This is a genomic window from Haladaptatus sp. CMAA 1909, assembly GCF_043952005.1.
Lineage (GTDB): Archaea > Halobacteriota > Halobacteria > Halobacteriales > Haladaptataceae > Haladaptatus.
In genome coordinates this window covers 1-18,139 of the sequence record NZ_JBIOAV010000001.1, presented here as the reverse complement: position 1 = coordinate 18,139, position 18,139 = coordinate 1, and the positions used below count along the sequence as shown (strand labels likewise).

Sequence of the window (18,139 nt, the reverse complement as noted above, 5' to 3'; positions counted from 1 at the left end):
CTCCATTCGCGACGAATGAGTTCGCCGATACCCTGTTCCATCACGGCTTCACCGAGGGACGTAGCGACGTAATACGAATAGAGACCATCGGAACCGCTTCCTTCTGTTTCCGATTGGCGATGACGCCCACATCGACGAGCGTATCGAGATGATAGTGAAGTTTGTTCGAGGGAATATCGAGCGACTCCGCGAGTTCGGTCGCACTCGTTTCACCTTCCCGAAGGAGTTCCGCAACGATTCGATATCGCGTTCTCTCACTTACCGCCCGCTGCATAGCGAGATAGTCCTCCAGTTCGAGAATACTCTCCTCGGGGAGTCGTGGCGGGTCGTAGTGTTTCGAGTTACGCATACCGAAATAGTCACATTCGACTACGATAGATCAACTGATTGTCAGGGCAAATACCGAACGCTCACCGTTCCGTCCTCGGACCTGACTTCGACGCGGTTCACGCCGAGTCGGGCCGCCCGCGAAAGGGTCCCCTCGTCTTCGAGAACGTCGGCCACGGCGTCTCCGGTTTCCTCCGCCGGAACCGACAGGACGTGAATCTCGCCGATTCCGGCGCGTTCGGTGCGCTCCAAGTCGCCGATCTCCTGTTCGGCGGCGATGTCCCGCTCGTGGCTCGTCGGCGGTTCGTCGCTCTCGTGAACCGTGAGGGGTCGCCGTTCGTCGATTTCGACGACGGACCACGTCACCTCCATCGGGGGTTCGGGTTCGACCGTCGCCTCGACGGCGTCGTCCGCTTCGACGTCGGGGTTGCTCGACAGGGTGTGTACCTGTCCGTCGTGAACGTCCTTCAACACCGCCGAGTCGTCTTCGGCGTGGGTGACGAGGAACGTGCTCGTCTTTTCGGTCATGGCCGGGAGTATGTCGCGGTGCCTTTTCCGGGTTGCGCTCCGTCCGCTACCGCAAAAACCGATGGAGGGCGAAGATGAGCAACGCCGCGGCGAGGGGTGGAAGGAGACCCGACAACTGCGGGAGCGAGTAGAGGAAACGTCCGAGCGCACCGGCGTTCGCCGACTGGTACTGTGCTGGAACGGAGATGACGACGCCGACGTACAGCGAAATCAGAAAGAGGACGCCCGAAAGCGCGAGGATGGAATCGTACTTCGCATCGTCCCCTTCGTCGCGTCGGTGCCGGCGAGCCACGAACAGGACGGGCGCGAAGAGCGGGCCGAGGACGAAGAGCGCGATGACGCCGAGAAAGGCGTTCGACGTCGTCTCCAGCGCGGAGTGGCCGAGCGTGAGATAGAACCAGCGCACCAGCGCGAGGACGAACGTGAACGCGAGAATTACCCCGAGAACGAAGCTCAGGAGGACGTACAGCCGGAAGACGAGTGAGTCCGAGACGCGAAAGCTGTAACGGAACGCGCCAAACAACCCGGAGTAGTCCTCCTCTCCGGCGGTAGCGGCGTCGGTCATTGGGCGATACTCGAACTCGCGCGAAGGTAAATGGCGCGACTTCGGGTCGACGGGGGAACGTCACGACTTCAGTCGTAACACGAGTTCGTCCCGAACGATTTCCGAAGAACGTTTGAAACGGATGGTTCTCTATAGCGGTATGAGCACTGACAACGCCGCCAACTCGACGGGTGGAACCGCGGAGAGCGCCGAGACGGAAGAGCGCCACAAGAACGCCCGCCAGAACGTCGTGGCCGTGGACGGCGACGACAACGAAGTGGACATCGTGAACCGACTCGACGCCCACATGGGCGACGGCGTTCGCCACCGAGCGTTCACCGCGCTCATCTTCGACGAGGACGGGAATATCCTCCTCGCACAGCGCTCGCCGACGAAGCGTCTCTGGGACACCTACTGGGACGGCACCGTCGCGTCCCACCCCGAACCCGGCCAGTCACAGGAGGCGGCCACGCGGCAGCGTCTCGAAGAGGAACTCGGCGTCTCGCCCGACCAGTACGACGACCTGCGCGTGACGGACAAGTTCGAGTACAAGCGCTACTATCCGCAGGAGGGCGTCGAACACGAGGTCTGCTCCGTCCTCAAACTCACCCTGACGGACAAATCGCTCGACCCCGTCGAGGAGGAAGTCGGCGGCCTGATGTGGGTTCCCTACGAGCGCCTGCACGAGAACCCGCGCTGGTACCGCCAATTGCGTCTCTGCCCGTGGTTCGAAATCGCCATGCGCCGCGACTTCGAGTAAGCATCCGATTCGTTCCGGCTATCGATTTTTCCGTGCCTCTTCTCGCCGTCAGCGGTGCCGACGAGGAGGCCGTCGGGCCGCCGTGTTAACGGATCCCAACGTATCAAAAGAGCATTATTTCGGGTCGAAAAACCGGTGTGACGAATGAGTCGCGTCCGAAATCTCACGCCCGACGACGCCCGCGAACTGACCGAACTGTACGAGGAGTACGAGTGGTGGAATGACCGGAGCGTGGAGGGAGTTCGAACTGCCCTCACCGAAACCGAAGTCGCCGTCGGCGTCGAGTGCGAGACCCCCGAGTCCCGTGACGGCGACCTCGTGGCCGCCGCGCGGGTGTTGACCGACTACACGTACTACGCGAACGTGTTCGACGTCATCGTCGCCGCCGACCGCCGCGGCGAGGGATTCGGCAATGAGCTAATGGAAGCGGTCATCGACCATCCCGACCTCCAGAGCGTCGTCGGTCTCTCACTGCTCTGTCGCCGTGGACTGGTGCCCTACTACGAGTCGGTCGGCTTCGACCTCTTCGACCCCGAGATGGAGATTCCGGAGGGCGGCGTCGAAACGCTGGTTCGAATGACGTACGCGCAAACCGACTGATACTCGGACGAATCGAGTGACGCGGTCATCACTCCGTCTCCGATCGAAAACGGGTGAAAACGCGGGGGAGAATGCAGGGAAAACGCGAGAAAGCGAGGAGAACACAGGAAAAACGCGGCGAGAACGTGTCAGTGCGTCGCTCAGTTTCCGCGGCCCTGCATCTTCTCCTCTTCGGGCAGGTCCACGTTCGCCTCGCCCTTCATGCCCGCGCCGATGTCCTTGCTGATGTCGGCGAGACGCTCGGGGTCGTCCCAGTTGTTCGTCGCCTCGACGATGGCGTTCGCCATGACGGGCGGGCTTTCCGCGCCGAAGATGCCCGACCCGACGAAGATGCCGTCACAGCCGTGGTGCATCATCAGCGCCGCGTCGGCGGGCGTCGCGATGCCGCCCGCCGCGAAGTTGACGACGGGCAGTCGGCCCGCTTCCGCGGTTTCGTGGACGAGTTCCGCGGGCGCTTCGAGTTCGCGGGCGAGCATCTCGCGCTCCTCGTGGGTCTTTCCCTGAAGCTCACGAATCGCGCCCTTGATGGTTCGCTGGTGGTGGACGGCCTGGTTCACGTCGCCCGTCCCGGCCTCGCCTTTCGTTCGAATCATCGCCGCGCCCTCGTTGATGCGGCGGAGCGCCTCGCCGAGGTTGCGCGCGCCGCAGACGAACGGCGAGGTGAACTCGCGCTTGTCGATGTGGTACGTCTCGTCCGCCGGGGTGAGCACCTCGGATTCGTCGATCATGTCCACGCCGATGGATTCGAGGATTTGGGCCTCCGTCGTGTGACCGATTCGCGCCTTGCCCATCACCGGAATCGACACTTCGTCGATGATCTCCTCGACGTCGGCGGGGTCGGCCATTCGCGCCACGCCGCCGCGTTTTCGGATGTCCGCCGGGACGGCTTCGAGCGCCATGACGGCGACCGCGCCCGCATCCTCCGCGATGCGGGCCTGTTCGGGGTTGACGACGTCCATGATAACGCCGCCCTTCTGCATGCGGGCGAAGCCGCGCTTGACCAGTTCCGTGCCGCGCTTCAGTTCCTCGATGTCGGTTGGCTCTGCCATGCATGGCCGTAGCGAAGGGGAGGGTTAAGACGTATCGATTGCGGAACGGCAAATCCGGTGAAACACCAACCGAAGCCTCTTTGCCTCGACAATTCCTCGCCGTGGATATGACGACCCTCCCGCCGCGAGAACGCCTTCCGTGGTACGTCGCACCACTCCCGCAATGGCTGGAGGATTTCGGGTTGCGGATGGCGTGGCCCATCGTGATAATCAACCTCGTCGGCACCGCGTTCGGGTTCTGGTACTACGGCTTCCATCCGTACCCGTTCTCGGACCCCCTGATTACGTGGCAGTTCGCCGCCGAACCGGCCTCGATGTGGCTCTTCGTTCCCGACAGTCCGATGGCGACGCTGTTCATCGCGCTCTCGCTCGCCCTGTGGAAACTCGGGCGGAACAACGAGTGGGTGAACATGCTCGCCTTCTTCGGCTGTATCCAACTCGGCCTGTGGACGCCGTTCGTGCTGGCGACGTTCTTCTCGGGCTTCATCGGCGTCGGCTGGCCGATGTACGCCTTCCTGTTCTGTAGCCACCTCGCCATGGTCGTGGAGGCGTTCCTCATTCACCGCTACAGCGACTTTCCCGTGGGTGCCGTCTTCGTCGCCGTCGTCTGGTACGGCTTCAACGACCTCGTGGACTACTTCGTTCCCATCGTCGGCACGCCACACCACACGACGCTTCCGGCACAGCAGGAGTTGGTGAACGGTTTCACCCATCCCTCGCCCGCCCACGAAATCGCGGCCGCCGGTGCGGTGACGATCACCCTGCTGGCGACGTTCCTAGCGCTCACGACGCGAATAGAGAAGCTGGAAACAGATCGGTAGGCGAACGCGAAGCGCTGGAAGAGTGCCTACGCGTTCCCGTTCGTGTGCGACCGCACCCACAGTTCCCCGATTCGTGAGAGTCGGGTACGGTAGGATTTGCCCTCCTCTTCCTGTTCGATGTAGCCCTTTCCGCCCGGTCCGAGTCGGTCCACGTTGTAGATGACTTTCGACCGAAAGCTGTCGGTGTACTCCTCGTTCAGGTCGCGGGCCAGCGTCTGGGCGAGTTCGCTCACGCTCTCGAACTGGCCGTGTTCGCCGAGCGTGAACAGGATGAGTTCCTCGAACGGCTTGACGTTCGAGAACGAGGCGACGGGGAGTTCCACGATGTGCCCCGTCCCGACGCGCTTCGCGCCGATGGTCGTCCCGCGCTCGTCGAACTCCGAGAGCAGGTCCCGGGCGCGTTCGAGGTGCGTCTCGATTCTCCCCTCGTCCACCTCGCCGTTCAGCACGGATTCGAGGAGGTCCGTCTCCTCGCGCAGTTCCTCGGCGAGTTCCGTCTCCAGATACTTCTCGGGGGCGGTGTAGTAGGTGTGAATCTTCTCGCGGTCCTCCTGCCGTTCAACCATGATGGAGTGGGCGGCGGTGGCGAAGGCGAAACTGACCGTTCGGGGCATGGCGCTGACGTTGACCCACACCTCTCCCCCGGCGTCGAGTTCGGCGTTGATGCGGTCGTAGGCCTGCTCGAACGCGGTGTCATAGTCGTACACGTCCTCGATGACGACGCGCTCGGTTTCCGCGCCGAGGAGGTTCTCGAAGTCCTTGCCCAGCTTTCGTGAGAGGTTGCGGGAGTACTCGACGTTGGCCTCGCTGCCGACCGCACCCTCCAACAGGATGACGCGGTCCACGTCGAGTTGGTCGCGCACGAGGGGCGCGATGAGCCGGTCGTAGTCGAAGCCGACCGGGACGATGTGCGTTTGCATGGGCGGAGATTCTCACGAAACGGGTTTAAAGCCGTCGTCAACGGATTTGGAGGGTGCGAGGGAACGACGACGCGATTGCTTCACAAACCGTCGATCAGTCGCTACGAGGGAGATTCGTGGTCTACTTCCACAACATAGATGAGAAGTCTCGGAAAGCCCCGTCCACTCGCTGCGAAGTAGGTTTGGTATTCTTGTGATTGTACTTACCGAGAAGTGGACTTCGAAAGCCCCCGCCCGCTCGCTACGATCGGACGTCTTATTTTTTACCGCCGAAGCAACTACCGAGAAGAAGACCCAGAAAGCCCCCGTCCGGTCGCGGTTGCTCAGTGACATCTCGATTCGTCGCTATGCTCCTCATCGAGAGGGGTCACTGAGACAACCACGTAAACGCGACCGGTCGGCCCCTTTCAGTCCCTTCCAACCGCAACCGCATCAGCCACACCCTCCCCAACCGATTCCTTCGCATTCGCTCAGTCATCCCTCGCATGATAATCAGCAAACCTTCGACCACAGTGGCCGAAGGTTTGCTGACGCACGCGCCAACGTGGTTTGTTCGGGTTTGCGCACACCAGATTTATCTGCCGTGGCGCGTGCTGACGGAGAGGCGCGGCCAGCTGTCGGCCGTGTCTCTTTGCTGAAGCGTGCGAGGGATGAGCACTGAGCGGAGCGAAGCGCGCAATCGGCTGGGGAGGACGTGGTTTGGGTAGCTGTCGCGGTGCGAGGTGGGACTGAAAGGGGCCGCCTGCTCGCGCTTGCGTGGTTGGTGTGCGGGCAACTATTCTGGCCGTGCGTTGCGGAGAGGCCAGAATATCCCACACAGCAACCGCGAGCGGGCGGGGGCTTTCGAGGACGTGATCACCTCACAACTGGTGTTTGAACTAGAATCAAAACGAGAGCGACGTGCAAAAACCAGTGAGACTGAATTCGACAAATCACACCGAAAAACCAATCTCTCCCTAGTCGGCGTGGAGGTCGAAGTATAGGTCCCGCTCTTCGGTCGGTGCGGGCGAGGTCACGACGGAACCCGAAACCGTCAGTACCAGCCCGAGAGCCATCCCGACGACGGAGGCCAACCACCCGCCGTAGGAGTCCGGCACGAACGGCAGGAACACGCTGGCGAGGTAGAACGCCTGACTCCCGATGATGCCGACGAACATGCCCGTTCGCGTCACGCGCTTCCAGTAGAGCGCGACGATGACGGGGAGCGCGAGTTGGGCGAACCCACCGAAGGCCGTCGAACCGATTGTCGTGATGGTGCCGGGGGTGTACAGGCTTGCGACGAACGCGGCGATTGCGAAGACGGCGACGCCGACGCGTCCGAGGGTGTCCTCCCAACCGTCGCTCGCGTCCGGATCGACGAACGGGCGGTAGAGGTCGCGGGTGAAGTACGACGACCCCGAGAGGAGCATCGAATCGGACGAGGACATCATGGCGGCCATGGCACCGGCGATGACCAGCGCGGCGAACCACGCAGGGGCGTACTCGGAGAGGACGATGGGAAGGACGTTGCCGTTCTCCGGCACGTCGATGGGGAGGCCGCGCGCCCACGCGCCGAGCATGAACGCGGGGACGAACAGCAGGACGACGAGCAGGGGCCACAGCGAGAACGTGCGCTTCAGGACCGTCTTCGACCGCGCGACGAAGAATCGCTGGTTGACCTGCGGGAACATCGCCACGCCGAAGGCGATGCCGATGGCCTGCGAGAGCATCCATTGGGGCGAGTACGGGACGCCGCCGAGCGAGAGGAATCCGGAGTTCGACTCGGCCATCCCCGCGGTTGCGGCGCTCATGCCGCCGAACTCGGTGAGTGCCCAGAACGTGGCGGCCCAGACCATGACGAGCATGAACGCGCCCTGTAGCGTGTCGGTCCACGCGATGCCGCGCATCCCCGAGAGGACGACGTAGGCGATGATGAACACGGTGACGAGGCCCGCGCCCACGGCGTAGGAGACGTCGCCGCCGGTCAGCGCTTCCAGCGCGGTTCCGGCCCCGACCTGTTGGAGCATCACGTAGGGGAACAACCAGAAGAGGCTGATTCCGGCGACGAGGCCGCGGAGGACGGGCGACCCGAACCGGTCGCCCAGCATCTCGCCGAGCGTGACGTAGCCGTGTTCGCGCCCGAGGAGCCACTGCTTGTAGCCGACGACGTACCAGAGGACGGCGAACAGCACGCCGTCCATCAGCCCCATGACGAGAATCCACTCCGGACCGGACCCGTAGGCGACGTTCGGCCCGCCGAAGAACGTGAACGCCGAGAGCAGGGTCGCAAACGTCGTGAACAGCAGGACGACGGTTCCGAAGGTTCGGCTGGCGAGGTAGTAGTCCTCCGCGCTCCGGTCGGTCAGCCGATACGCGAGAAGGCCGACGAGCAGCGAGAGGACGAGATAGCCGCCGATGACGCCCAACTGGAGCGCCGTATCGCTCATACGCCCTCCTCGATGCCGATGCCCCACGCGCGGTTCGCGAACGCCCTGAACACGAGCGACACGACGACCATCCAACCGATGTGCCACCAGAGCCAGACCGGCAGGCCGTAGACGACCCGCCCGTCGCCCCAGAGGAACCACGGGATGGTGAACGCGATGAGTACCGCGAAAACGACGGTCCAGCCGATTCGTCCGATATCGGGAATCATTATCCGAACGTATGAACGAACGGTGATAAGAGTTACCAAAGTTTTTCGTACCACCATTTCGAAGAGAAATACTCTTCGAAAGGGACTATCGCACCGTTCCCGTCGATGGGAGAACGACGAGTGAACGATGGATGAGTGACGAGTGAGATGGGTGAACTGACGGTCGAGGTCGGGTCGGAAAGGGGAAAGGGTCGAAACGGGATGGCGAACGCGGCGCGGAGATACGGGAGAACAATCACTAAATCAGTTGCCGTTCCACGTAGGAACCATGACGCGAACCGCGATTCAACTGTACACGCTCCGCGAACTGAACGAACCGCTCCCCGACCTGCTCGCACGGGTCGGCGAGGCGGGATTCGACGGCGTGGAGTTCGCGGGACTGGGCGATGCCGACCCCGCGGACGTCAGCGACGCGCTCGACGATGCGGGATTGGAGGTCGCCGCCGCCCACGTCCCCATCGGTGAATTGGAGGACGAACCCGGACTGGTCGCACGCGAGTACCACCGACTCGGATGCGACTGGGTCGTCGTCCCCTACCTCGATGCCTCCCACTTCGAGAGCACGGAAGCGGCGACCCGGACGGCCCATCGATTGGACGAACTCGCGGCACGAGTGGAGGGCCACAGCACCTCGCTCGGCTATCACAACCACGACCACGAGTTCGCGTCCGTAAACGGAGAAACCGGCTTCGACGTCTTCTGCTCGGAGTCCGAGGTCGAAATCGAACTCGACGTCGGGTGGGCCGTCGCCGCGGGGCAGGACCCGACCGCTCTCCTGCGGTCGCTCGGGTCCCGCGTTCCGCTCGTCCACATGAAGGACACGCGCCACGGGAAACCGGTCGAACTCGGCGACGGAGACGTCGACCTGACGGCGTGTGCGAACACGGCGAAGGAAGTCGGGGCGGATTGGTTGATTTACGAACACGACGACCCCGAGGATCCGTTGGCGTCGCTCGCACACGGTGGCGAACATCTCCGAGAATTGAATCGGTAGGACGGACAATTCACCGCGTATCGGCGGGGATAGATTTATCGCAAAAATTGTCGTAAAATCGCCGGACTGAACCGCCGTGACGACAGGTATTTGGGCGTTGGAGCGCCAAATTGAGACGTATCCATGGCGACGTTCATGGACGCATCACAATCACGCCCTCCACGAGGGCAGTTCATCACTCATGGACGATACAGCGAAATACCTCATTCACGCAGACATTACCGCCGACGGGGTGGTAGAACGCAGTGACGTCGTCGGGGCGATCTTCGGCCAAACCGAAGGTCTCCTGGGCGACGACCTCGATTTACGCGACCTTCAACAGTCATCCAAAGTCGGCCGTATCGACGTTCACATCGAAAGCCAACACGGCCAGTCGTTCGGCACCATCACCATCGCCAGCAGTCTCGACAAGGTTGAGACGGCGATTCTGGCGGCCTCGCTCGAAACCATCGAGCGCGTCGGTCCTTGTCGCGCCAGCGTCAGCATCGCCAGCATCGAAGACGTTCGCGCCGCGAAACGCCGCGAAGTCGTGGACCGAGCAAAGGACCTGCTCGCATCCTCGTTCGACGACAGCGTGATGACCAGCCAGGAGATTCTGGACGAAGTTCGCCAGAGCATCCGCGTCGAGGACATCACCGAATACGAAGGCTTCCCGGCCGGGCCGAACGTCACCGACAGCGACGCCATCATCGTCGTGGAGGGCCGCGCCGACGTGCTAACACTGCTCCGATACGGCGTCAAAAACGCCATCGCGGTGGAAGGGACGAACGTCCCCGACACCGTCGCGGACCTCACGCAGGCACGAACCACAACCGCGTTTCTCGACGCCGACCGAGGCGGCGACCTGATTCTGAAGGAACTCGACCAGGTGGGCGACATCGACTACGTCGCCGTCGCCCCGCACGGGAAATCCGTCGAGGACCTCTCCCGGGACGAAGTGATGGCCTCGCTGCGGGGGAAACGGCGGTTCGACCGATTCGAAGCGGACGAGACGGTCATGGCCGCGACCGACGGCAGCACGTTCCCCGCACCCGAAACCGACGAGGCCGCGGTACGACCGATGGAACCCTCCGTCGAGACGGAGAGCGACGAGGACGGCGGAAGCGAAGCCGCAGTCGAACGGGAAAACGAAACCGAAGACGGACACGAGGCCGGAACAATCGGCGAGACCGAAACCGCCAGCGAAACCGAAACCGCCAGCGAGACCGAAACCGATAGCGAGGCAGACGGCGACGAACCTGACGCGTCGGGCGACAAAAACGGCGACATCGACGCCGACCCGAAATCGGCCTCGGAAGCCGAAGTGAAATCCGAGACGAACCACGAACCGATGACGCTCCGCGGCCACACGAAGGCGGTCATCGATGACGAATCGGACATCGTGCGACTGCTGGACGACGACTTCGGAATACTCGCCGACGCACCGGCCGCCGAGACGTTCGCGACCATCGCGGAAGCGGAACCCGTGCCGCACGCCGTCGTCATCGACGGCGTCCTGAATCAGCGAATCCTCGACGTGTCCGCCCAGCGCGGCGTCGAGCAAATCATCGCCCGCGAGGAGGGCGAGTTCGTCAAAAAGCCGACGACGGTTCGCATCATCACCGCGGACCAACTCCTGCGCCGATAGTCACAGCCGTTTTTCGAACAGCAGTCCGTCCCCGCCGTCCGCGTAGTACTCCGGTTCTCGACCGCGACGTTCGAACCCCATCGACTCGTACAGCGACCGTGCGGCCTCGTTTTCCTCGTGAACCGTCAACGACGCGTTGGAACACCCCTCGTCACGGGCCGTATCGAGCGCCTCGCCGATGAGCCGTGTCGCCCGGCCCTCCTCCCGGTGGGTCGGTTCCACGACGAGTTCGGCGATGTAGACGTCGTTCGCGACCATCGTGAGAACGTAGCCGACGGGAACGCCGTCCGCCGTCGAAACGAGGACCGATCCCTCCGAAATCGTCGTTTCGAGAAGTCCCGGCGTGGGTTCGGGGAGCCACGTTCGAATCCGTTGTAGGCGGCCGAGGTCGTCCGCCGTCGCGGGTCGAATCACGACGCCAGACCCACCAGCAACGCGAGTCCGGCACCGAGGAGCGCCCCCGAGAGGGTGGCGAGGAAGTTGACGCTCTGGTTGCCGAGTCCCTCGCCCTCAACCGTCGCGCCGAGGAGGCTATCGACCGTCATGCCGCCGATGCCCGCCAGTGCGATGACGGCACCGCCGAGCGCCCCGATGGAACCGAACAGCGTGACGGCGATGAGCGCGACGATGGTCGACCCGAGCGCACCGGCCACCTCGCCCTGCCACGTCACGCCGCCGTCGGTTCCGGGGGCGACCGGTTGCCACGTCGTGATGAGTCGCGGATTGTCGAAGACGCCGCCGATTTCGCTCGATAATGTATCGCTCATGGCGGCGGCGATGCTCCCCGCGAAGGCGAAGAGGAAGACGCTCTCGGCGACGGGGAGTCGGTCGCTGGCGGCGAACGCGAGGACCGCGACCAGCGCCACCGCGGCGTTTCCGAGGACGTTCCCGCCGCCGCGTGCACCTTCGTTCGCTTCCGCGACGCCGTTCTTGCGTTTCTGTTCGTATCTGAACTTCGTGGAAAGTCCGCCCAGCGCGAAAAAGGAGATGAGGACGGCGAACCAGGGATAGCCGCCGAGAACGATGGTGAGGAGCGCGAGAAGGATGCCGGTGAGCATCCCGGTCACGGACGCCGTGTCGAGCGCCCACGAGACGTAACCGAACCCGACGGTGATGGCGATGGCGAGGACGATGTCGAGTTCCGTCACGGTCATCGTGAGGTCGGTGAAGAGCCACAACAGGAGGGCGACCGAAAACATGACGAGCGGGTCGTCGCGCTCGAAGAGGACGGAACGGAGGAGTCCCGCCAACAGCGCGCCGCTCGCGGCGAGGAAGACGATTTCGGGAATCACAGGTTCGACGGGACTCCCTTGGACGCTTCGAACGATGATTTGGGCGAGGACGGCGGCGAAGAACCCGCCGACCGCGAACCCGGCCGTCGCGGTGATGGTCGCGTCGCTTCGGGTTCGGACGACCTGTTCTATCAGGTTTCCGTAGGCGAGGAGGCAGACGGCGGCGGCGAAGACGCTCGTCGGTAAATCGACGAGCATGACGAGCATGGCGAGGCCGGCAGTCCCGAAGGAGAAGGCGGCGAGGCCGCGGAGTCGTCCTTCACTCCGGTCGCTCGGTCGCGCGAAGAGGTCGAACAGCGGGCCGTCGTCGATGACGAGCGCGACCGCACCCACCGCGGCGAACAGCGCCGCCACACCCGCCACCAGCACCGAGGCGGCGAGGGACAGCGTCGCGACCGCCGCGAACGCCGCCGCCCGCCGAATGCTCGTAGTCACGAGTTTCGTTTTCGCGGACGGGCACTTAATCTTCCCGAACGTCGCGGGGCGTGACGTTTAAGCGTCGATAGCGGCAACCCCATCGCAGTGGGACTCTACGACCAGTACCTCACGGCCCGCGTCCGACGACACGACGCCGACCCGCCGAGTTACATCGCGGTCGTCATCACGGAACGCGATCTGTTGGAACAGGGAGCGTACGAAACGCTCGAATCGTTCTTCCAGTGGGCGTTCGACTACGGTGCCGAGCGCATCACCGTCTACGTGAGCGTACTGGATTCCGGCGCGGTTCCGACACTTCAGCGCGAACTGGAGAACGTCCGCGCACCCCGAGCCATCGCCGTTCGCGGCCCCGACGACCTCACTCCCGCCGACGCACCGATTCAGGTGAGCATCGGTCTCGGCGGCAAACACGAGTTCGCCGAGGCGGTGCGCGCGGTCGCGGAGGACGTCGAGGCGGGGTCCGTCGCCGCGGACGACATCGACGAGGCGGAAATAGAATCCCGACTCGTCTTCCCGACGGATCCGGACCTCGTCATCAAGACCGGCGCGGAACGCCTCTCGGACTTCATGATCTGGCAGTCCGTGTACTCAGAACTATACTTTACCGACGTGAACTGGCGCGATTTCCGCAAGCGAGACTACCTCCGCGGGATTCTGGATTACAAGAACCGACAGCGCCGGTTCGGTCGGTAGGGTCGACCATCCGCCCAAACCCCTCCGGTTTCGGCGTGGAAGGGCTCGCTTATATTTTCGGCGCTCACTGTTGCATCCGTTATATCCCCCATTCTCAAATAGAAGACGACGCTCACTGTGAGTGGAATGGGGACGCCGAGCGACGGGACCACGAGACGTGCGTATCTCCGAGCGGCCGGTGTCGCGCTGACGACGGCGATTGCCGGATGCGGCGGGAAATCCACACCGAGTAAGGAATCGGTCGTCGGTCCGTATCGCGACCGGTTCGAGAGAGTCGTCGACGTCGGTGAGTCGGACGTGGACGACACGGGAGCCGAAACGGTCGATTCGGCGGTGAACCGATCGGTACGCGACGGGACGCTTTGCTACTTCCCGCCGGGGACGTATCGACTCTCGAACCTCGACCTTTCGGGGCGTTCGAACTGCGGGTTCGTCGGCAACGACGCCACGCTGCTCGTTCCACCGGAAGAACAGGGGAACTGGATTTACGGGGAACCGGTGCGGAACCTCCTGTTTGACGGGTTCACGTTCGACTACACGCACCCCACGGCGACCCCCGTCGTGGCTTTCTCCGTCGCGGGGAAGAAAAACGTCCTCCGGGACATCGAGTTCGAAGGGCACCACGGAACGACCCCGCGGAGCGGACTCGAACTCGAAGTTCCCGAGCGGTCCGCGTCGCTCCTCGTCGAGCGCGTTCGCATGCGAGGGGGGTCGACAAAGGGGAACGGAATTTTCACCCACAGCGGCGAAGGCTCGCTGCAGTTCGTCGATTGTCGGGTCGAACACTGGGCCGAGGGCCTCTATGCGTCCCCGCACTCCGGACCGCTGCTGGTCCGCGGCGGCACGTACGCGAACAACGGCATCGACCAGATACGAATCGGTGGAGGGACGAGCGGCGCGCGAGTGGAAAACGCGACCGCACGGGTCGATAACCCGCGAAACCCCGCGGCGAAGCCGAACATGCGGGGAATCTGGTTGGAGGAGGGAACGAACGCAGTGGTCGATAACTGTACCGTCGAGATAACCGATCTGACCGGGACGTACAGTTCCGGGGGTATCGTCGTCGAAAAGCAGTTCGGAACCGCTCGAATCGCGAACACGACGGTCCAGACCAACTGTAGCGTTCCGGCCGTCAGCATTCGCGTACCGACCACCGAATACGACCCGTCCACGATGCCGAGCATGGACCACCTCCCGTCGAACCACGACGTCACCTGCGAGAACGTCTCGATTTACGGCACCGCCCCGGACGGAACCGCCGTCCTGCTTACGGGGCGGGACGGATGCCGATTTTCGAACATCAGCGTCCAACAGTACTTCGGCAACCGCGACGGAATCACCATCGAGGACGGTCCGCGGACGACGATACACGACGCTACCCTCCGAGTGAGCGGAACCCCGATCGTCACGTCCGGTCCGACGCCGGTGACGAGGAACGTCGAGACCGGCGGGATCGGATCGCTGTCACGACTGAGCGACTCGCTGTTGGATTCGATTTAGAAAACGTCACTTCGTCGTCTGTCGTTCGTCGCCGCCCTCTACCTCTTCCACCGGTGCGCCGTCGGGGACGTACTCCGCGAACTTTCTCAGGATGGAGCGCGCTTCGTCCAACTCCACGCCGCCGACGGCACGGACGAGCGCGAGCGCGCGCTGCACTTTCGCCTGCCGAAACGACTGTTCGCGGGATTCGTAGGTTCGAACGGCGCGCAGGAAGTCGATTTTGGAGAATTCGGGCCAGTACGGCGTACAGAAGAACACGGCGGCCTCGTTGCCGTTCGCGTGCCACGGGAGGAAGTTGCTCGTTCGTTCGTCGCCCCCGGTCCTGATGATGAGATCCACGTCGCGGAGCGGGCGGGCGTACAACCGCGACTCGATGGTTTCGACGGAGACGTCCTTCGGGTCCAACTCGTCCGATTCGACTTCGCGGGCGACGTCGCGGGCCGCGCGGAGGAGTTCGTTCCGGCCGCCGTAGGCGAGTGCGATGTTGAGGACGAAGTTGTCGTAGTCGTTCGTCTGGTTTTCGGCGTACTCGATGGCCTCCCTGATGCGGGAGGGAAGCCGTTGGACGTCGCCGATAGCACGGATGCAGACGCCGCTGTCGTGGACGCGCTCGGCGTCGGCGAACTCGTACAGTTTGTCTTCGAGCAGGTCGAACAGGGATTCGTTCTCGTGTTCGGGTCGCTCGAAGTTCTCCGTGGAGAAGGTGTACAGCGTCAGTTCCTCGACGCCGATTTCGTCGCACCAGTCGAGAACGCGCTCGGTCGTTTTCGCGCCTTCACGGTGGCCGTCGGAGGCCTTTTCGCCCTGTTTGCTGGCGTAGCGGCGGTTCCCGTCCTGAATCACCGCGACGTGGGTGGGCGCACCCGAAACGCTTCGCCGTAACTGCCGTTCGTAGGCCGTTTCCAGTTGCCGCCGAACCCACCTCAACATCGTCTTGTTCGTTTCCACTCACCCGACGGGTATCAGCCTTGTCCTCCGAGTATCGTGGTATTTGGTCACATCCTACATTGGCAGTTGCATAGCTTTTTAAGTATGGGATTACTTTGGTAGAACGCAATGGCGAAAGGTACGGTTGACTTCTTCAACGACACCGGCGGCTACGGATTTATAGAGACTGACGATGCAGACGAAGACGTGTTCTTCCACATGGAAGACGTCGGTGGCCCGGACCTCGAGGAAGGGCAGGAAGTCGAATTCGACATCGAACAGGCTGACAAAGGACCGCGCGCGACGAACGTCCAGCGCCTGTAAACGCATCAGTAGTAACTGATTCTCGCGGGAGTTCACGCTGCCGCGCGAAACTATCAATTTTCGAGCCGCGGCGATAACCGTAGGTCGTATAACGGCAGCCACGCCTATCCATAGGTATGGATAGCGTCATCGACGACGATCTCTACGAGCGCGCGAAGCGACTGCTCGAACCGGGAGACATCGAACTCAACGGAGCCATCGTCCACACCGACCTCGGGAGCGACGAGGACATCGAGATGCACCAAGCGTCGGTGGACGTCGGCGACATCATCGCGGAACACGCGGGCCACGACCCGCGCGATACCTACGTCTACTCCGGAAGCGACGACACGAACTTCTCGTCGAACCAACATCAGGGGCTGACGCTCGCGGACGAGGAGTTCGTCTGGGAATGCCAACAGTTGCTTCGCGACGGGACGTTCGACGTCGTGTTCTACTACGAAGCCAGCGCCGATCACGGCGCGATACTGGACGACATCCGCGACCTCGGCTTCGACGTGACGGGCGTCGAGGGGTGACACGCACGAGGGAAGTTAGAAGACTTTACGTACGCGCCTTCCCAAACACGGCATAAGAACGTTCGGAGTGTTTCGTATGAACTGTGTATCTTCTATTCACCGGAGGCAGGACCTGTGACGCCGAGTACCGGTGTCATCTCGGGGATTCGAATCTCCCACGAGCGAGCCAGTCTCGACGACGTGGCGGCCGCCTGCCACACCGACGAACGAGAGACGGTCGCACGACTCGCCGGGGAGCCGGAAGTCTCGGAGTCGTTCGTGTTACAGACGTGTAACCGATTCGAGGCCTACGTCGTCACGGACGCGCCGGCGACGGGACGGACGGTACTCGCCGATTTCGTCCCGGACGCGAACGACCCGGCGGTCGTCGAGATGAGCCACGAGGAGAGCCTTCGGCACCTCCTCCGCGTCGCCGCGGGGTTGGAGTCGCTCGTCCTCGGCGAAGACCAGATAATCGGGCAGGTACGCGACGCCTACACGTCGGCTCAAACCGTCGGTGCGGTCGGCCCGATGCTGGAGGAAGCGCTGACGAAGGCGATTCACGTCGGCGAGCGCGCGCGCACCGAGACGGCCATCAACGAGGGCGTCGTCTCCGTCGGTAGCGCCGCCGTGACGCTCGCGGACGACCACTGGGAGTTGAACGGCGCGACGGCGCTCGTCATCGGTGCCGGGGAGATGGGGACCATCGCGGCCCACGCGTTCTCCGACGCCGGCGTCGAGACGCTCATCGTCGCCAACCGCTCCATCGAACGCGCGGAGACCGTCGCGGACGCCGTGAGCCTGCTCGACAGTCGCGCGGTCGGTTTGGACGCGCTCCCGGCCTGTCTGCCGCGCGCGGACGTCGTCATCACCGCGACCGGAAGCGACGGGCACGTCCTCGACGCGACCCTCCTCGACGACTGTGGCGAGACGCTGGTCGTGGACATCGCCCAACCGCGGGACGTCTCTCCCGCCGTGTCGGCACTTGACGAAATCGTCGTTCACGACATGGGCGCGCTGGAATCGGTGACGGACGAGACCCGCGCGCGACGGCGCGCCGCCGCCGAATCGGTCGAGGCGATGGTGGATCGCGAGTTCGAGAACCTGCTCGAACAGTACAAGCGAAAGCGGGCCGACGAGGTCATCGCCGGGATGTACGCCGGGGCGGAACAGGTCAAAGAGCGCGAACTCCAGACGGCACTGTCGCGTCTCGAATCGGAGGAATTCGACGAGGAACAGCGCGCCATCGTGGAGTCGATGGCCGACGCGCTGGTGTCCCAACTGCTGGCTCCGCCGACCAAGAGCCTCCGCGACGCCGCCGCGAACGACGACTGGACGACCATCAACACCGCGCTGCAACTGTTCGACCCCGAGTTCCGCGACGAACCGCCCGCGTTCGTCGCCGAACACCTCGAATCGACGGCGGACGACTGAGGATTGGAACGCGAATTTTCACGATCACCGGAAGTCAACAGAGGATTCACTCCAATCGGCAGACGACGCAACCACCGGGACAGCAACCGACGCAACCGCTGGTCGCTAGCTATCTTACCGGAAAATCTTCGATTTTCCGGGCCAAGGAATCCCCTCTGGCGCGTCGAAGACGCGCCAGAGCGGGATGACGCCGTGCTTTTGGTCCAGCTTTTACAGGGAGACGGTTCGG

Annotated in this window: 20 protein-coding genes; 10 read left to right on the top strand and 10 right to left on the bottom strand. The window is 63.3% G+C overall.

Features of this window, described 5'->3' with window-relative positions; translation table 11 throughout:
- Positions 1-40 precede the first annotated feature (40 nt).
- The 3 genes from ACGYLY_RS00100 to ACGYLY_RS00090 are packed head-to-tail and all read right to left on the bottom strand — an operon-like array spanning position 41 to position 1,420.
- Positions 41-349, bottom strand: a complete 309-nt coding sequence (locus ACGYLY_RS00100) for a helix-turn-helix domain-containing protein (RefSeq protein WP_395283521.1) — start codon at positions 347-349, stop codon at positions 41-43.
- A 41-nt stretch (positions 350-390) separates the two neighbouring features.
- Entirely contained in the window at positions 391-855 is a 465-nt protein-coding gene (locus ACGYLY_RS00095; protein WP_395283520.1) for a DUF5812 family protein, read from the bottom strand.
- 46 nt (positions 856-901) lie between these two features.
- A complete protein-coding gene (locus ACGYLY_RS00090) occupies positions 902-1,420 on the bottom strand; it encodes a hypothetical protein (protein WP_395283519.1) in 519 nt (172 codons plus the stop codon).
- Between the two features lie 139 nt (positions 1,421-1,559).
- On the opposite strand from ACGYLY_RS00090, the gene ACGYLY_RS00085 reads away from it, so the two are divergent.
- Both ACGYLY_RS00085 and ACGYLY_RS00080 read left to right on the top strand, forming a co-directional pair.
- On the top strand, positions 1,560-2,159 hold the full coding sequence (locus ACGYLY_RS00085; RefSeq protein ID WP_395283518.1) for an NUDIX domain-containing protein: 600 nt from the start codon (positions 1,560-1,562) through the stop codon (positions 2,157-2,159).
- A 144-nt stretch (positions 2,160-2,303) separates the two neighbouring features.
- Positions 2,304-2,759, top strand: coding sequence for a GNAT family N-acetyltransferase (locus ACGYLY_RS00080; protein WP_395283517.1), 456 nt, complete (start codon positions 2,304-2,306; stop codon positions 2,757-2,759).
- Between the two features lie 140 nt (positions 2,760-2,899).
- On the opposite strand, the gene pdxS is transcribed toward ACGYLY_RS00080, so the two are convergent.
- Positions 2,900-3,808, bottom strand: a complete 909-nt coding sequence (gene pdxS, locus ACGYLY_RS00075) for a pyridoxal 5'-phosphate synthase lyase subunit PdxS (protein WP_395283516.1) — start codon at positions 3,806-3,808, stop codon at positions 2,900-2,902.
- Positions 3,809-3,915: 107 nt separating this feature from the next.
- Between pdxS and ACGYLY_RS00070 the strand changes: the two genes are divergently transcribed.
- Complete coding sequence (locus ACGYLY_RS00070) at positions 3,916-4,629, top strand: DUF1405 domain-containing protein (protein ID WP_395283515.1); 714 nt, start codon at positions 3,916-3,918, stop codon at positions 4,627-4,629.
- A 26-nt stretch (positions 4,630-4,655) separates the two neighbouring features.
- Here ACGYLY_RS00070 and ACGYLY_RS00065 read toward each other — a convergent pair whose 3' ends face one another.
- The 3 genes from ACGYLY_RS00065 to ACGYLY_RS00055 all read right to left on the bottom strand — a co-directional run bounded on the left by ACGYLY_RS00065 (position 4,656) and on the right by ACGYLY_RS00055 (position 8,184).
- Complete coding sequence (locus tag ACGYLY_RS00065) at positions 4,656-5,549, bottom strand: DUF6293 family protein (RefSeq protein ID WP_395283514.1); 894 nt, start codon at positions 5,547-5,549, stop codon at positions 4,656-4,658.
- Between the two features lie 956 nt (positions 5,550-6,505).
- Complete coding sequence (locus tag ACGYLY_RS00060; RefSeq protein WP_395283513.1) at positions 6,506-7,975, bottom strand: sodium:solute symporter; 1,470 nt, start codon at positions 7,973-7,975, stop codon at positions 6,506-6,508.
- Positions 7,972-8,184 (bottom strand): DUF3311 domain-containing protein, encoded by a 213-nt coding sequence (locus ACGYLY_RS00055; protein ID WP_395283512.1) that lies wholly within the window; start codon positions 8,182-8,184, stop codon positions 7,972-7,974. Before ACGYLY_RS00055 ends, ACGYLY_RS00060 begins: the two co-directional genes overlap by 4 nt.
- Positions 8,185-8,452: 268 nt before the next feature.
- Between ACGYLY_RS00055 and ACGYLY_RS00050 the strand changes: the two genes are divergently transcribed.
- Complete coding sequence (locus tag ACGYLY_RS00050) at positions 8,453-9,178, top strand: sugar phosphate isomerase/epimerase family protein (RefSeq protein WP_395283511.1); 726 nt, start codon at positions 8,453-8,455, stop codon at positions 9,176-9,178.
- A gap of 181 nt (positions 9,179-9,359) precedes the next feature.
- Positions 9,360-10,805 (top strand): DNA primase DnaG, encoded by a 1,446-nt coding sequence (dnaG, locus tag ACGYLY_RS00045; protein WP_395283510.1) that lies wholly within the window; start codon positions 9,360-9,362, stop codon positions 10,803-10,805.
- Here the strand turns inward: dnaG and ACGYLY_RS00040 are convergent, their stop codons facing one another.
- Positions 10,806-11,219, bottom strand: coding sequence for a GNAT family N-acetyltransferase (locus tag ACGYLY_RS00040; RefSeq protein WP_395283509.1), 414 nt, complete (start codon positions 11,217-11,219; stop codon positions 10,806-10,808).
- Positions 11,216-12,532: a DUF92 domain-containing protein gene (locus ACGYLY_RS00035; protein WP_395283508.1), complete on the bottom strand. Its 1,317-nt coding sequence runs from the start codon at positions 12,530-12,532 to the stop codon at positions 11,216-11,218. Before ACGYLY_RS00035 ends, ACGYLY_RS00040 begins: the two co-directional genes overlap by 4 nt.
- Positions 12,533-12,619: 87 nt before the next feature.
- Between ACGYLY_RS00035 and ACGYLY_RS00030 the strand changes: the two genes are divergently transcribed.
- Both ACGYLY_RS00030 and ACGYLY_RS00025 read left to right on the top strand, forming a co-directional pair.
- A complete protein-coding gene (locus tag ACGYLY_RS00030; RefSeq protein WP_395283507.1) occupies positions 12,620-13,228 on the top strand; it encodes an undecaprenyl diphosphate synthase family protein in 609 nt (202 codons plus the stop codon).
- Between the two features lie 126 nt (positions 13,229-13,354).
- Positions 13,355-14,728 (top strand): hypothetical protein, encoded by a 1,374-nt coding sequence (locus ACGYLY_RS00025; protein WP_395284178.1) that lies wholly within the window; start codon positions 13,355-13,357, stop codon positions 14,726-14,728.
- Between the two features lie 6 nt (positions 14,729-14,734).
- Here ACGYLY_RS00025 and uppS read toward each other — a convergent pair whose 3' ends face one another.
- Positions 14,735-15,658 carry a polyprenyl diphosphate synthase gene (gene uppS, locus ACGYLY_RS00020; protein ID WP_395283506.1) on the bottom strand — a complete coding sequence of 308 codons (924 nt, stop codon included), beginning with the start codon at positions 15,656-15,658 and terminating at the stop codon, positions 14,735-14,737.
- A gap of 126 nt (positions 15,659-15,784) precedes the next feature.
- Between uppS and ACGYLY_RS00015 the strand changes: the two genes are divergently transcribed.
- From ACGYLY_RS00015 to hemA, 3 genes are all read left to right on the top strand, one after another.
- The gene (locus ACGYLY_RS00015) at positions 15,785-15,979 is read left to right on the top strand and encodes a cold-shock protein (protein WP_231185499.1); all 195 of its coding nucleotides are present in this window, start codon (positions 15,785-15,787) and stop codon (positions 15,977-15,979) included.
- A 116-nt stretch (positions 15,980-16,095) separates the two neighbouring features.
- On the top strand, positions 16,096-16,497 hold the full coding sequence (locus ACGYLY_RS00010) for a DUF5778 family protein (RefSeq protein WP_395283505.1): 402 nt from the start codon (positions 16,096-16,098) through the stop codon (positions 16,495-16,497).
- Between the two features lie 114 nt (positions 16,498-16,611).
- Positions 16,612-17,910, top strand: coding sequence for a glutamyl-tRNA reductase (hemA, locus tag ACGYLY_RS00005; protein ID WP_395283504.1), 1,299 nt, complete (start codon positions 16,612-16,614; stop codon positions 17,908-17,910).
- The last annotated feature ends 229 nt before the right edge of the window (positions 17,911-18,139 follow it).

Excerpts from the sequence above, each read along its gene's own strand:
- ACGYLY_RS00100 (WP_395283521.1), bottom strand. The coding sequence starts at position 349 with ATGCGTAACTCGAAACACTACGACCCGCCACGACTCCCCGAGGAGAGT.
- ACGYLY_RS00095 (WP_395283520.1), bottom strand. The coding sequence starts at position 855 with ATGACCGAAAAGACGAGCACGTTCCTCGTCACCCACGCCGAAGACGAC.
- ACGYLY_RS00090 (WP_395283519.1), bottom strand. The coding sequence starts at position 1,420 with ATGACCGACGCCGCTACCGCCGGAGAGGAGGACTACTCCGGGTTGTTT.
- ACGYLY_RS00085 (WP_395283518.1), top strand. The coding sequence starts at position 1,560 with ATGAGCACTGACAACGCCGCCAACTCGACGGGTGGAACCGCGGAGAGC.
- ACGYLY_RS00080 (WP_395283517.1), top strand. The coding sequence starts at position 2,304 with ATGAGTCGCGTCCGAAATCTCACGCCCGACGACGCCCGCGAACTGACC.
- pdxS (WP_395283516.1), bottom strand. The coding sequence starts at position 3,808 with ATGGCAGAGCCAACCGACATCGAGGAACTGAAGCGCGGCACGGAACTG.
- ACGYLY_RS00070 (WP_395283515.1), top strand. The coding sequence starts at position 3,916 with ATGACGACCCTCCCGCCGCGAGAACGCCTTCCGTGGTACGTCGCACCA.
- ACGYLY_RS00065 (WP_395283514.1), bottom strand. The coding sequence starts at position 5,549 with ATGCAAACGCACATCGTCCCGGTCGGCTTCGACTACGACCGGCTCATC.
- ACGYLY_RS00060 (WP_395283513.1), bottom strand. The coding sequence starts at position 7,975 with ATGAGCGATACGGCGCTCCAGTTGGGCGTCATCGGCGGCTATCTCGTC.
- ACGYLY_RS00055 (WP_395283512.1), bottom strand. The coding sequence starts at position 8,184 with ATGATTCCCGATATCGGACGAATCGGCTGGACCGTCGTTTTCGCGGTA.
- ACGYLY_RS00050 (WP_395283511.1), top strand. The coding sequence starts at position 8,453 with ATGACGCGAACCGCGATTCAACTGTACACGCTCCGCGAACTGAACGAA.
- dnaG (WP_395283510.1), top strand. The coding sequence starts at position 9,360 with ATGGACGATACAGCGAAATACCTCATTCACGCAGACATTACCGCCGAC.
- ACGYLY_RS00025 (WP_395284178.1), top strand. The coding sequence starts at position 13,355 with ATGGGGACGCCGAGCGACGGGACCACGAGACGTGCGTATCTCCGAGCG.
- uppS (WP_395283506.1), bottom strand. The coding sequence starts at position 15,658 with ATGTTGAGGTGGGTTCGGCGGCAACTGGAAACGGCCTACGAACGGCAG.
- ACGYLY_RS00015 (WP_231185499.1), top strand. The coding sequence starts at position 15,785 with ATGGCGAAAGGTACGGTTGACTTCTTCAACGACACCGGCGGCTACGGA.
- ACGYLY_RS00010 (WP_395283505.1), top strand. The coding sequence starts at position 16,096 with ATGGATAGCGTCATCGACGACGATCTCTACGAGCGCGCGAAGCGACTG.